12 protein-coding genes and 1 pseudogene are annotated in these 13,146 nt (G+C 64.6%); 10 read left to right on the forward strand and 3 right to left on the reverse strand.

Features of this window, described 5'->3' with window-relative positions:
- Window positions 1-256: 256 nt before the first annotated feature.
- Window positions 257-484 (forward strand): DUF559 domain-containing protein, encoded by a 228-nt coding sequence (locus tag AB4Z38_RS18105; RefSeq protein WP_441430996.1) that lies wholly within the window; start codon window positions 257-259, stop codon window positions 482-484.
- A gap of 37 nt (window positions 485-521) precedes the next feature.
- On the opposite strand, the gene AB4Z38_RS18110 is transcribed toward AB4Z38_RS18105, so the two are convergent.
- Together AB4Z38_RS18110 and AB4Z38_RS18115 are read right to left on the reverse strand one after the other, a co-directional pair.
- A complete protein-coding gene (locus AB4Z38_RS18110; RefSeq protein ID WP_441430985.1) occupies window positions 522-947 on the reverse strand; it encodes a hypothetical protein in 426 nt (141 codons plus the stop codon).
- 13 nt (window positions 948-960) lie between these two features.
- The gene (locus tag AB4Z38_RS18115) at window positions 961-1,632 is read right to left on the reverse strand and encodes a trimeric intracellular cation channel family protein (RefSeq protein ID WP_441430986.1); all 672 of its coding nucleotides are present in this window, start codon (window positions 1,630-1,632) and stop codon (window positions 961-963) included.
- Window positions 1,633-1,695: 63 nt separating this feature from the next.
- Between AB4Z38_RS18115 and AB4Z38_RS18120 the strand changes: the two genes are divergently transcribed.
- The 8 genes from AB4Z38_RS18120 to AB4Z38_RS18155 all read left to right on the forward strand — a co-directional run bounded on the left by AB4Z38_RS18120 (window position 1,696) and on the right by AB4Z38_RS18155 (window position 10,686).
- Complete coding sequence (locus tag AB4Z38_RS18120) at window positions 1,696-2,409, forward strand: sirohydrochlorin chelatase (protein WP_441430987.1); 714 nt, start codon at window positions 1,696-1,698, stop codon at window positions 2,407-2,409.
- A gap of 133 nt (window positions 2,410-2,542) precedes the next feature.
- Window positions 2,543-4,288, forward strand: a complete 1,746-nt coding sequence (locus AB4Z38_RS18125; RefSeq protein WP_441430988.1) for a nitrite/sulfite reductase — start codon at window positions 2,543-2,545, stop codon at window positions 4,286-4,288.
- A 92-nt stretch (window positions 4,289-4,380) separates the two neighbouring features.
- On the forward strand, window positions 4,381-5,052 hold the full coding sequence (locus AB4Z38_RS18130) for a phosphoadenylyl-sulfate reductase (RefSeq protein ID WP_441430997.1): 672 nt from the start codon (window positions 4,381-4,383) through the stop codon (window positions 5,050-5,052).
- Complete coding sequence (cysD, locus tag AB4Z38_RS18135; protein ID WP_441430989.1) at window positions 5,049-6,035, forward strand: sulfate adenylyltransferase subunit CysD; 987 nt, start codon at window positions 5,049-5,051, stop codon at window positions 6,033-6,035. Before AB4Z38_RS18130 ends, cysD begins: the two co-directional genes overlap by 4 nt.
- Window positions 6,035-7,447: a sulfate adenylyltransferase subunit 1 gene (locus AB4Z38_RS18140; RefSeq protein WP_345448728.1), complete on the forward strand. Its 1,413-nt coding sequence runs from the start codon at window positions 6,035-6,037 to the stop codon at window positions 7,445-7,447. The genes cysD and AB4Z38_RS18140 overlap by 1 nt, the downstream gene beginning before the upstream one ends.
- Window positions 7,448-7,725: 278 nt before the next feature.
- A complete protein-coding gene (locus tag AB4Z38_RS18145) occupies window positions 7,726-8,880 on the forward strand; it encodes an ABC transporter substrate-binding protein (protein ID WP_441430990.1) in 1,155 nt (384 codons plus the stop codon).
- Between the two features lie 116 nt (window positions 8,881-8,996).
- A complete protein-coding gene (locus tag AB4Z38_RS18150; protein WP_441430991.1) occupies window positions 8,997-9,734 on the forward strand; it encodes an ABC transporter ATP-binding protein in 738 nt (245 codons plus the stop codon).
- The gene (locus tag AB4Z38_RS18155; RefSeq protein ID WP_441430992.1) at window positions 9,724-10,686 is read left to right on the forward strand and encodes an ABC transporter permease; all 963 of its coding nucleotides are present in this window, start codon (window positions 9,724-9,726) and stop codon (window positions 10,684-10,686) included. Before AB4Z38_RS18150 ends, AB4Z38_RS18155 begins: the two co-directional genes overlap by 11 nt.
- 69 nt (window positions 10,687-10,755) lie before the next feature.
- Here AB4Z38_RS18155 and AB4Z38_RS18160 read toward each other — a convergent pair.
- Window positions 10,756-12,317, reverse strand: a pseudogene (locus AB4Z38_RS18160) (amino acid permease).
- Window positions 12,318-12,727: 410 nt separating this feature from the next.
- Here AB4Z38_RS18160 and AB4Z38_RS18165 point away from each other — a divergent pair.
- Window positions 12,728-13,146, forward strand: a 419-nt coding sequence (locus tag AB4Z38_RS18165) for a circularly permuted type 2 ATP-grasp protein (protein WP_441430993.1), incomplete at its 3' end; no start/stop codon positions are given.

Raw genomic sequence — 13,146 nt, forward strand, 5'->3', positions numbered from 1 at the left:
TACTTGGGTGGGTACGGGCTTAAATGCAATGGCCCCGGTTCCTTGCAACGCTACGAGTCACGCGCTGCAACGAACCGGGACCATAATCTCCGTTCGCATCAGATCCACCGGAGGCATTTAGTGAATCCGGTTACAGCATATGACAACTTTGTCACGGGTGCAACTTTCCCGGTCAAAGGGTTTTCCGGAGTTTGGCGGGACTTCTGCGCTCCTTCCTGAACCTCTTTAAATTGAGAATGGCCCCGAGTGCCTAGTGGTGGAGCTCGACGGCCGGACTCATCTTGAGGGGCGTCAGGTCAAGAAGGATCGATACCGCGACAACGCCAGCATGAGGGGTGGGCTCTTGGCGTTGCGTTATTACTACGAGGACGTGGTCCACCGTACTGAAGAGATGGTCAACGAGATCTTGACCGTATTGCGGCACCGGGAAGTCGGCCACTTCGCCCCGGCGCGATACGCCCCTGGGCGGGTGCCGCCGTCGTAGTCCGGCAGGAAGGCGCGGCCTCCTCTGAAGAAACCCCTCAGTCCTCTTCGTCGCTGAAAGCCCAGTCGAACATGTCGAACACGAACTCGGAGAACGTGCCTTCTTCTGATTTCCACTGGCCGCGGGCGTTGTTGCGGCGCCACACGATGGGATCCGGGACGCCGAGGTCGCCTACGCGGAAGCCCCACGTGAACTGCTCTTCCTCGTCCTCCAGGAACATGAGGAAGCCCTCGTCGTCCACTTCGAGCTCTTCGGGATCCCAGAAGTAGTGGTAGGCCTCCATGAGGTCCTCGCAGCCACCGAGCGCGAGGTAGAACTCGCGCAGCACCATGGGAATGGTGAACGTATGGGCTGACAGGGCTTCGTCCAGCTCAGAGGCGGACAGCCCGTCTTCTTCCTGCCATTCGTCCTCGAGATACTTCGGTACAAGCGCGCGGAACTTCTCGAGGAACATGTCAGTCATGCTCCCATCCTAGCTAATCGCGGCCACGTGAATCGGCGCCCGAGGAGACCCCGGCGCGGTGCCATCCCCGGACCGCCAGGGGCACCCGCCAACCGCGACGCCAAGCCACCACCCGGAAGGCGAAAACCCAGGCGGCAACGACCCCTGCCGTCACCGCGTTGAAGGTTCCGATGTTCCAGAGCAAGGCCGTCAGGGCGGCTCCCGTGAAGGCCGGCAGGGCGTAGAGATCCCGGGCATTGAAGAGGGTGGGAATTTCGTTCGCCGTGATGTCCCGGAGCAAGCCGCCGCCCACGGCCGTGGCGACGCCCAGGAGGATTGCTGCCACCGGATTCATCCCGGCGCCCAGTGCCTTGAGCGTGCCCGTAATGCAGAACAGGGCCAGCCCGCCGGCGTCGAACAGGGTCAAAAGGGACGTGAAGCGCTGGATGCTCGAAAACAGGAAGTACACGAGGATCGCGGCCAACAGGGGAGGCACAAGGTATACCGGGTTGGTGAACGCCGCGGGCGGGCCGGCATTGATGATGATGTCGCGGATGACACCGCCGCCCAAGGCCACGAGCGAAGCCAAGAGAAGTGAGCCGATAATGTCGAACTGCTTCTTGGCCGCGAGCAAGGATCCGGACACGGCGAAAAAGAAGACGCCGGCCAGATCCAGCCATACCAGCGCAAGGTCAAAAGTGAACAAATGCAGCTCCATTCTTCGTTCACAGACGGGCGATCGTGCTCGCCCAACGTTACGCTTGCACGCATGAACAGCCCCGTCTTGATCGCGTGCGCCCACGGAACCCGGAACGTCGAAGGGCAAGCCGCTATCCGCCAGGTCATGGCCGAGATCGAGGCCTTGCGGCCCGGCCTGACCGTCGTTGAGGCCTACGTCGACGTCCAGGAACCGGAGTTGTCCGGCGTGGTGGCCGGCCTCCCGGAAGGCACGGCCGCCGTCGTCGTTCCCTTGCTGCTCAGTACCGGCTACCACGTCAAGGTGGACATCCCGAAGGCGATCAAGTCCCGTCCGGAGGTGTCCGCGGCGCCGCCGCTGGGGCCGGATCCGCGGCTTGCGGAGCTGCTCGCCGCGCGGTTGCGCGATTCGGGCCTGGCTGACGACGACGGCGTCCTGCTGGCCGCCGCGGGCTCGTCGCTGCCGGACGGTTCCGTCGATTCGGAAGAGCAGGCGCGCCAGCTCGCCGAGTTGCTGCCGAACAAGGTGCGCGTCGCCTATGGCGCCAGTGCCGAACCGAACGTGCCCGACGGCGTCGCGGCCCTACGCGCCGAACTCACCGGCGCGGAAGTCACCGACGACGGGGGACGGGTCGTCGTGTCGTCATACCTGCTGGCCACGGGCTACTTCCACGACCAACTGTCCAAGGCCGGGGCCGACGTCGTGACTGCACCGCTGCTGCCCTCTCCGGTGCTCGCGGAGATCGCCCTGGAACGCTACGACGCGGTGGTCGCCGCTAGCTCCTGAGCGGGATTTTCGAATGCACAGCGCGGCAAGGTGAACAAGGCCCGAGGGCGGTTCGTGACGAAATGTTTCCCTAGGTGACTTTCCGTTTCCCGGACCTTTGTTACGCCTCTCTGGCCAGCCCTACAGTCGATGCATGACTGATACAGCTCTAGCCGGAGCGTCTGCGGACGAGGCTGCACCCAAGCGCCCGGCCCGCACCGCCCGTCCTGCCGCGAAACCCCACGGCCAGTGGAAAGTCGACGGCACCGCGCCGCTCAACGCCAACGAAACCTGGAAGCAGGAAGACAACGGGCTCAACGTCCGTGAGCGTATCGAGTCTGTCTACTCCAAACACGGCTTCGACTCGATCGACGGCACGGACCTGCACGGTCGCTTCCGCTGGTGGGGCCTCTACACCCAGCGCAAGCCCGGGATCGACGGCGGCAAGACCGCCACGCTCGAGCCGCACGAGCTCGAGGACAAGTACTTCATGCTCCGCGTGAGGATCGACGGCGGCGCGCTCACCACCGAGCAGCTGCGCGTCATCGGCCAGATCTCCGTGGACTTCGCCCGCGGCAGCGCCGACCTGACCGACCGCCAGAACATCCAGCTGCACTGGATCCGCGTGGAAGACGTGCCGGAAATCTGGCGCCGCCTCGAATCCGTCGGCCTGTCCACCACCGAGGCTTGCGGCGACGTTCCGCGCGTCATCCTGGGTTCCCCGGTTGCCGGCATCGCCAAGGACGAGATCATCGATCCCACGCCGCTGATCCACGAACTCGCGGAACGCTTCATCGGCGACCCCGAGCTCGCCAACCTGCCGCGCAAGTACAAGACCGCCATCACCGGCCACCCCTCGCAGGACGTTGTCCACGAGATCAACGACTTCGGCCTGGTCGGCATGGTCCACCCCGAACTCGGCGTCGGCTATGACCTCTGGGTGGGAGGCGCGCTTTCCACCAACCCGATGCTCGCCAAGCGGCTCGGCGCGTTCGTGAAGCCCGAGGAAGCCGCCGAAGTGTGGCTCGGCGTCACCAGCATCTTCCGCGACTACGGTTACCGCCGCATGCGCACCAAGGCGCGCCTGAAGTTCCTCCTTGCCGACTGGGGTCCCGAGAAGTTCCGCCAGATCCTCGAGGACGAGTACCTCGGCTTCAAGCTTTCCGACGGCCCCGCAGCGCCCAAGCCCTCGACGCCGGGCGACCACGTCGGCATCCACGAGCAGAAGGACGGCAAGTTCTTCATCGGCGCGACGCCCTTGGCCGGACGGCTCTCCGGCAGCCAGCTCGTGAAGCTGGCTGACACCCTCGAAGCCCGCGGATCCTTCCGCCTCCGCACCACTCCGCACCAGAAGATCGTTGTGCTGGATGTCGCCAAGGATCAAGTGGAGCCGCTCGTGGCCGATCTGGACAGCCTGGGCCTCTCCGCCCGCCCGTCCGTCTTCCGCCGCGGCACCATCGCCTGCACCGGCATCGAGTTCTGCAAACTCGCCATCGTGGAGACCAAGGTCACCGCAGCCACCGCCGTCGCCGAACTGGAACGCCGCCTGGCCGACCTCGCGGACAGCGGTCAGTTGCCGCATGCGCTGTCGCTGCACATCAACGGCTGCCCCAACTCCTGCGCCCGCATCCAGACCGCGGACATCGGGCTCAAGGGCATGATGTTGCCAACGCCCGACGGCGACCCCACCCCGGGTTTCCAAGTTCACTTGGGCGGCGGGCTGGCTTCGTCCAGCCGCGAAGAAGCAGGCCTCGGACGCACCGTGCGCGGCCTCAAGGTTTACGTCGAGGACCTGCCCGATTACGTAGAGCGGGTAGTCCGGAAGTTCGTAGCCGACCGCGCCGAAGGCCAGACCTTCGCCGAATGGGCACACTCCGCAGATGAAGGAGATCTCCAGTGACAAATCCCCAGCCACTCCCCAAGCTCGGAGACTCGACAGGGGGACCCGGTGGCCGTGGGCCCTTCCAGCGATCCCACGACGAACTCAAGGCCCTGGCCGAAGCCGGTGCCGCCGAGCTCGGCTGGAACGCGCCCGCCCGCGACGTCATCGCCTGGGTGGCCCGTAACTTCGAACTGCCCGCCGTCGCGGTCGCCTGCTCCATGGCCGACGCTGTCCTGCCGGCCCTCGTCGCGGACCAGTTTCCCGGCGTCGACGTCCTTTTCCTGGAGACCGGCTACCACTTCCCGGAAACCCACGCCACGCGAGACGAAGTCGCCGCGAACCTGCGCGTGAACATCGTGGACGTGCTCCCGGAAAATACCGTGGAGCAGCAGGACCGCCTTCTCGGCAAGGACCTGTTTGCCCGCGACGCTGCCCAGTGCTGCGCGCTCCGCAAGGTCCAGCCGCTGCGCCGAACCCTCGCAGGCTACGAAGTCTGGTTTACCGGAGTCCGCCGCGACGAAGCCCCCACCCGGACCAACACGCCGCTGATCACCTGGGACGAGACCAACGGGCTGGTCAAGGTCAACCCGATGGCCGACTGGAGCTTTGACCAGTTGGTCCAGTACTCCGAAGACAACATCCTTCCCGTCAACCCCCTCCTGAGCCAGGGCTACCCGTCCATCGGATGCCAGCCCTGCACCCGGAAAGTGGCCCCGGGAGCGGACCCCCGCTCCGGCCGCTGGGCAGGAACCGACAAGACAGAATGCGGACTACACGTATGAGTACCCAAATCACTAACGAGGACCTGGAGTTGTCTGTGCTGGAAACCGACGCCGCTGAGACTCCGACTGCCGCTCCGGCTCTCCGTTCGGCCCGCCTCTCGTCTTTGGACACGTTGGAGTCCGAGGCCATTCACATCATCCGCGAGGTTGTTGCCGAGTTCGAGAAGCCTGCGTTGCTTTTTTCCGGTGGCAAGGATTCCGTGGTCATGCTGCACCTGGCCACCAAGGCGTTCTGGCCGGGCAAGGTTCCGTTCCCGGTGCTTCACGTGGACACGGGTCACAACTTCCCCGAGGTCATCGACTTCCGTGACCGCACAGTGGAACGCCTGGGCCTCAAGCTCGTGGTGGGCTCCGTGCAGGAGTTCATCGACCGTGGCGAGCTTGCCGAGCGTGCCGATGGCACCCGCAACCCGCTGCAGACCGTGCCGCTGCTGGATGCCATCCAGCGCAACAAGTTCGACGCCGTCTTCGGCGGCGGACGTCGCGACGAGGACAAGGCCCGTGCCAAGGAACGCATCCTGAGCCTGCGCGACGAATTCGGCCAGTGGGATCCCCGCAACCAGCGCCCCGAACTGTGGAACCTGTACAACGGCCGCCACACCGTGGGCCAGCACGTTCGCGCGTTCCCCATCAGCAACTGGACCGAGCTGGACGTGTGGCGTTACATCGAACGCGAAGGCATTGAGCTGCCCGGCCTGTACTACGCCCACGAGCGCGAGGTTTACGAACGCGATGGCATGTGGCGCGCGGTCGGTGAGGTTTCCATGCCGAAACCCCATGAGGAAGTCATGACGAAGCTCGTCCGCTACCGCACCGTGGGCGACATGTCCTGCACCGGGGCCGTCCTTTCCGACGCCCGCACGGTTGCCGACGTGGTTGTCGAAGTTGCCGCATCCACACTCACCGAACGTGGCGCCACCCGTGCAGATGACCGCATCTCCGAGGCAGCCATGGAAGACCGCAAGAAGGACGGCTACTTCTAATGAGCACTGAGACTTCACTCCTGGAGACTGGCCTCCGCGAATCTACTCTGTTCCGCTTCGCCACGGCTGGATCCGTCGACGACGGCAAGTCCACCCTCGTGGGCCGCCTGCTGCACGATTCCAAGGCGATCCTTGCGGACCAGCTCGACGCCGTCGCCCGCACCTCAGCGGACCGTGGCTTTGGCGGAGCCGGTGCCACCGGCAGCCAAGCGATCGACCTCGCCCTCCTGACCGACGGCCTTCGTGCCGAGCGGGAACAGGGCATCACGATCGACGTCGCCTACCGCTACTTCGCCACCGATCGCCGCAGCTTCATCCTCGCGGACTGCCCCGGCCACGTGCAGTACACCAAGAACACGGTGACGGGCGCGTCCACTGCGGACGCCGTCGTCGTACTCATTGACGCCCGCAAGGGAGTCCTGGAGCAGACCCGCCGCCACCTGTCGGTGCTGCAGTTGCTCCGGGTGGCGCACGTGATCGTCGCTGTGAACAAGATCGACCTCGTGGACTTCAGCGAGTCGGTCTTCCGCGAGATCGAGACGGACGTGCAGAAGGTTGCCCGTGAGCTCGGTTTGGGCAGCGATGGCATTGCCGACGTCGCGGTCATCCCGGTGTCAGCGCTCGACGGCGACAACGTCGTGGACCGCTCGGACCGCACGCCTTGGTACAGCGGCCCGGCCCTGCTCGAGGTACTCGAAACCCTTCCGGCTGCCGATGAGCTTGAAAGCCACCTGGAGAGCTTCCGCTTCCCGGTGCAGCTGGTCATCCGGCCGCAGGGCGCGCTGGCTCCCGACGCTGTCGCCGCAGGGCTCGACGTCGGGGCGTACCGCGACTACCGTGCCTACGCCGGCCAGATCACGGAAGGAACCGTGAAGCTCGGCGACAAGGTCACAGTCCTGAGCCCGGGCCACGAGCCCCGGATCACCACGGTGACGGGGATCGACTTCGCCGGCAGCGAGCTGGCCGAGGCTACTGCTCCGCAGTCGGTGGCGATCCGCCTGGCCGATGAAATCGACATCGCCCGCGGTGACACCATTGCCGCAGCAGGGACGGTGCGCGAGAGCTCGGCTGATCTGTACGCGGCGCTGTGCTGGCTTTCACCCAAGCCGCTGCGTGAAGGCGCCAAGGTGCTGGTGAAGCACGGGACCCGTACCGTCCAGGCGCTCGTCCGCAATGTCACGGGCAAGCTGGATCTGGCTACCTTCAATGTAGAGGCTGCCTCCAGCCTTGAGCTGAACGACATCGGCAACGCCCAGCTCCGACTGGCCGCGCCGTTGCCGCTGGAGAATTACCTGCACCACCGCCGCACGGGCGCGTTCCTGGTGATCGACCCCGTGGACGGCAACACCCTGGCCGCCGGCCTGGTGAAGGACCACCCGGGCGACCACGAGGACGAACGTTACGTCATCTGACGTTCCTGTGACTGGAACCGCAGCTTGTTTCCCGAACCCCGCCTTCAAGGTCCGGGCTGGGAAACAAGCTGCGGTTTTTTGTGCTGGAGACGCCCCAATTGTGACGCCGCGTGAACGTGCGTGACCCCGGGTTTCCGGGTCATTGAACGGCAAATATGACAGTCCCTATGGTGAATCCATGACCTCATCGGATTGGTCCTTGCCTGCCCTCTCGGGGCGATGTCGCAGGGCCTGATAAACGCCCAGCCCCTTCCGCAACGCATCCCAAGGATTTCCCCATGTCAAACACCCCAGAACCCACGCCGCCCGCCTCGAACCCGGGAACCACCCGCATCGTCGCCGGCGAGAGCAACAAGCCCAAGCGCCGCCGCACGCTCGAGATCGGCATCGCCGTCGGACTCGTCCTGCTGATCGGTGCCGGCGCCGCCGTCGCATCGGTTGTCGCGAAGAACAACGAAACCCAGGCCGCGGCGGCAACGACACCAGCCGCGGAACTCCGGCTCGGCTACTTCGGCAACGTCACCCACGCCCCCGCCCTGGTCGGCGTCAGCAAGGGCATCATCGCCGGCAAGCTGGGCAACACCAAGCTCACCACCCAGATCTTCAACGCCGGACCTGCCGCCATCGAGGCCCTGAACGCCGGCGCGATCGACGCCGCGTACCTTGGCCCCAACCCGGCCATCAACTCCTTCGTCCAGAGCAAGGGCGCCTCCATCAGCATCATCGCCGGTGCCGCCTCCGGCGGAGCCCAGCTGGTGGTCAAGCCCGGCATCAACTCCGCCGCGGACCTCAAGGGCAAGACCCTCGCCTCACCGCAGCTCGGCGGCACCCAGGACGTGGCGCTGCGCGCCTGGCTCGGCAAGCAGGGCCTGAAGACCAACCCGAACGGCGGAGGCGACGTCGCCATCAACCCGACCGACAACGCCCAGACCCTCAAGCTCTTCCAGGACGGAAAGCTCGACGGCGCGTGGCTGCCCGAACCCTGGGCCTCACGTCTGGTGCTCCAGGCCGGCGGCAAGGTGCTCGTGGACGAGAAGGACCTGTGGGAAAAGGGTGCGTTCCCCACCACCATCCTGATCGTGAGCAAGAAGTTCGCCGCCGACCACCCGCAGACTATGACCGCCCTCCTCCAGGGCCACGAAGCCTCCGTCAACTGGCTCAACACCGCCTCGGCCGCCGAGAAAGCCACCGCCATCAATGCAGCGCTGAAGGCGACCGCCGGCAGCACGCTCCCGGCCGACGTCATCGACCGCTCCCTGAAGAACATCACCTTCACCGTGGACCCGCTCGCCGGAACCTACAAGAAGCTACTCCAGGACGGCGTCGACGCCGGCATCACCAAACCGGCCGACATCAACGGTATCTTCGACCTCCGCACCCTCAACAGCGTGACCGGGCAGAAGACCTCGGCCGCAGGACTCGGTCAAGAATAAACCGCCAAGACCCAACTGGCTCGCAATAGTTGTCGTTTTGAAGGCTCATAACGACAACAACTGCGAGCTAGTTGGATATTCAACAACGAAGCAAGCAACGAACGAAGGACGGGACCATGCCAGTCGTACTGGAACACCTGGGTAAACGCTTCGGCGACGGCGCCCCGGTGCTGGACGACGTCAACGCCACCATCGAGCAAGGCGAGTTCGTCGCCCTGCTCGGTGCGTCCGGCTGCGGCAAGTCAACCCTGCTGAACATCCTCGCGGGGCTGGACCAGCCGACGTCGGGCGCCCTTGAGGTGCCCAGCGACGGTGCCGCCTTCATGTTCCAGGATTCAGCGCTGTTTCCGTGGCTTACCGCCCGCGGCAATATCGAACTCGCGCTGAAACTCGCCGACAAGTCCGGCGGCAGCAGCAAAGCGTCGCGTGCCGCCCGTGCGGGCGAGCTGTTGGACCTTGTCCATTTGGGTGGCGCGGGGGACAAGCGCCCGCACGAGCTCTCCGGCGGCATGCGGCAACGCGTGGCCCTGGCCCGCGCCTTGGCCCAGGACCGGCAGCTGTTGCTCATGGACGAACCGTTCGCCGCCCTCGACGCCATCACCCGTGACCTTCTGCACGACGAGCTCGAGCGGATTTGGAAGGAAACCGGCCGCACCATCGTGTTCGTGACGCACAACGTGCGCGAAGCCGTCAGGCTCGGCCAGCGGGTCCTGCTGCTGTCCTCCCGTCCGGGACGGGTCGTGGCCGAGTGGAACGTCACGGAGGAGCACCGGACCGACGCCGGCCGTGCCGGGGAATTGACTGGAACCATTACCCGCCGCCTGCGCGAGGAGATCCGCCGCCATGCCAATTGAACAAGAGACGCTGCCCGCAGGGGAAAGCACAGAGGGAGAGACTGTCGAGCAAGCTCCGCAGTCCCGCCACATCACCTCGCCGTCCCTGAAGGGAAACCCGGACGAACTCCGGGACCTCGAAGCCGGCCTGGACAAGTTGCAGTCGGACGCCCACCGCAAGGCGCGCATCGACTGGACCCGGATCATCCTCCCGATTGCAGCGCTTCTGGTCCTCATCCTGGCGTGGCAGTTCTACGTCTCCCTCGGTTTCAAGCGGCGCGACCAAGTTCCCGGACCGCTTGATGTCCTGGGCCAGTTCGGTGCTCTTTGGGCCGAAGGCAAAGCCCAGGAAGCCGTCTGGACCTCCCTGCAGCGCGGCGTGATCGGATTCCTCATCAGCGTCGCTGTGGCTACTCCGGTGGGCCTGCTCCTTGCTCAGGTGCAGCCGCTGCGACGGGCCTTCGGACCGCTCATTTCCGGGCTACAGGTGCTCCCGTCGGTGGCGTGGGTTCCCGCGGCGATCATCTGGTTCGGGCTCTCGGACGGCACTGTTTACTTCGTCGTCCTGATGGGTGCCATCCCGTCCATCATCAACGGGCTGATTTCCGGCGTCGACCAGATCCCGCCGCAATACCGGAGCGTCGGCAAGGTCCTTGGGGCCTCGCGACTGCAGATGGCCTTGCAGATTGTCCTGCCGGCGGCCCTTCCCGGGTACCTTGGTGGCCTCAAGCAGGGCTGGGCTTTCTCCTGGCGTTCGCTCATGGCCGCCGAAATCATCGCGGTCGGCGGCACCATCGGCTTCGGACTCGGTTCGCTCCTGGACCAGGGCCGCACCTTGTCCGACATGGCCACGGTCATGTCCGCGATCCTGGCGATCCTGTTTGTGGGCATTCTGATCGAGCTCGTGGTCTTCGCCCCGATCGAGCGCCGCCTCCTGCTGCGCCGCGGCCTGCTGGCGGGGAGCACGCGCTAAGAGTCCTCAACGTGAGGCAAGCGCCCGACGGCGACTCCCGCCGTCGGGCGCTTCTTCTTTCGGAAGGCGCTACCGGGCGGCGTCGATGGCGGGACGTTCTGCCACCACCGGGAACGGGCCGGTGTAGCCGGAGCGCTCCAGCGCAGCGCGGTAGATGCCCTTGCGCGCCGCGAACCATCCGCCCACCAAAGCAGGAACAAGCACCACCAGGGATGCAAGTACCCAGCGCCCGGTGTCCGAGAAACCCATCGTAACCAAGACGAAAAGCAGGAATGCGAGCGTCAGGTACGAGGTGAAGGGTGCGCCGAAGAGCCTGAAGGTTGGACGTTCGAGCTTTCCTTCCTTCGCCCATTTCTGCAGTTTCATCTGGCAGAGCACAATGGTGGCCCAACCGCCGATGATGCCAAGGGCGGACACTTCCAGCACAATTTCGAAAGCCTCCGACGGGAAAGCCGCGTTGAGCCCGACGCCGAGAAGCGTAATGACCGCTGTAAGAAGGATCCCGCCATACGGAACGCCGTGGCTGCTCATCTTCGCCGTGAAGCCCGGCGCGGAGCCGTTGACGGCCATTGACCGCAAGATGCGTCCCGTCGAGTAGAGGCCCGCGTTGAGGCTCGAGAGCGCGGCGGTGAGCACCACGAAGTTCATGATGGAAGCGGACGTTGCGCCCGCGTCCGGCGAACCAATGTGTGAGAAGAACGTGACGAAGGGCGATTCTCCGGCCTTGTAGGCGGTGAAAGGCAGCAGCAGCGAGAGCAGAAGCACCGATCCCACGTAGAAGATGCCGATGCGGAAGACCACCGTGTTGACGGCTTTGGGCATGACCTCTTTGGGCTTCTCCGTCTCGCCCGCGGCCGTACCCACAAGCTCGATCGCGGCATAGGCGAACACCACGCCGCTTACCGCCAGCAGAGGGGCAACGGCACCCATGGGAAACATCCCGCCGGCATCCGCCATGACACTGAAGCCCGTGGGGCCGATGTCCGTGTGGCCGCCGAATACCAGGAAACACACGCCGATGATGAGGAAGAGGACCAGCGCCGAAACCTTGATCAGCGCGAACCAGAATTCCATTTCGCCGAAAAGCTTGACGGACACGAGGTTCAGCGACAAAACCGCGACGAGTGCCACAAGTGCGATCGCCCATTGCGGCACGGACTGCAGCGGCGTCCAGTAGGGCGCCCAGAACTTAACGTAAAGCGCGACGGCGGTGACATCCACCACCGAGGTCATGGCCCAGTTGAGGAAGTACAACCAGCCCGCGGCGAAGGCCATCTTTTCGCCGTAGAACTCGCGGGCATAGGAAATGAAGGATCCCGACGATGGCCGGTGAAGGACGAGCTCACCGAGCGCGCGGAGAATGAGGAAGGCGAAAAAGCCACAGACGGCATAGACCAGGATCAGCGCCGGCCCCGATCCATGGAGGCGGCCACCGGCTCCCATGAACAGTCCGGTGCCAATTGGCCCCCGATTGCGATCATCTGGATTTGCCGCGGCTTGAGGGTTTTGTGGTACCCCGCGTCTTCGTTGGAGAAATCCTGGGTCGCCAGCGCGAGGTCACCCGTGCGTTCCCGTTCGTTTTCAAAGTCTTCGGCCGGATCGTGATCCGGCCGAGGTATTCCGTTGGACATTATGGTCCCCCCGATTGATGGCTGATGCCGGGTCCGTTTGTTTGAGATGTTGCTTGGTGCCCGGCGCTCAACCCACGCTAGGGCCGGTGAGTTTCCCGGTTATTTCGCGGCGGTTAAGTTACAAACGGCAAAATGCTGTGCTGTTCCTGCGCGCCTCAAAGCCTGTCGGACAGCCGGGTGTCTGGCTGTCCGACAAGCTTTGCAAACCGAGGAAATCATTGAATTTGTGCGGATTATTACCGGATCATCTCCGCGGGAAATACTTTGAATCGCGCTAAACCCCCGTTTCACTGCCCTTTTCAGCCCCGGTTAAGTTGCTTTCGAACCCATGAATGATGTTTCACGTCACGAAATGTATCCGCAATAAACAACCGCTTAACTCGGTAGCACCTATTGAAAGGGTGAGGGGAATGTCAGACCTGTTTGAAGATTACGGCCCTGCCGTCGAGCGCACCGGCGCGTACGACGAAATGTTCGCACCGGGCATGTTGGCTCGCGGCTCTTACGGCCACATCTCCGAGTCGCTGGGCCAGCTGACCCTTGCCGATGTGAGTGCGCGTGCGGAGTCGATGGCGCGGACGTTCCTGGACCGGGGGGTGACGTTCGATTTTGCGGGGGAGGAGCGTCCGTTCCCGTTGGATATCGTGCCGAGGGTGATTCCGGCTGATGAGTGGGATGTGCTGGAGCGTGGGGTGGCGCAGCGGGTGCGGGCGTTGGAGGCGTTCCTGGATGATGTGTACGGGCGGATGGCGGTGGTCGCGGACGGTGTGGTGCCGCGGGCGTTGGTGACCACGAGTGCGCATTTCCACCGTGCGGTGCATGGTTTCGA

The organism is Arthrobacter sp. 2RAF6 (assembly GCF_052115205.1).
Taxonomy (GTDB): domain Bacteria; phylum Actinomycetota; class Actinomycetes; order Actinomycetales; family Micrococcaceae; genus Arthrobacter.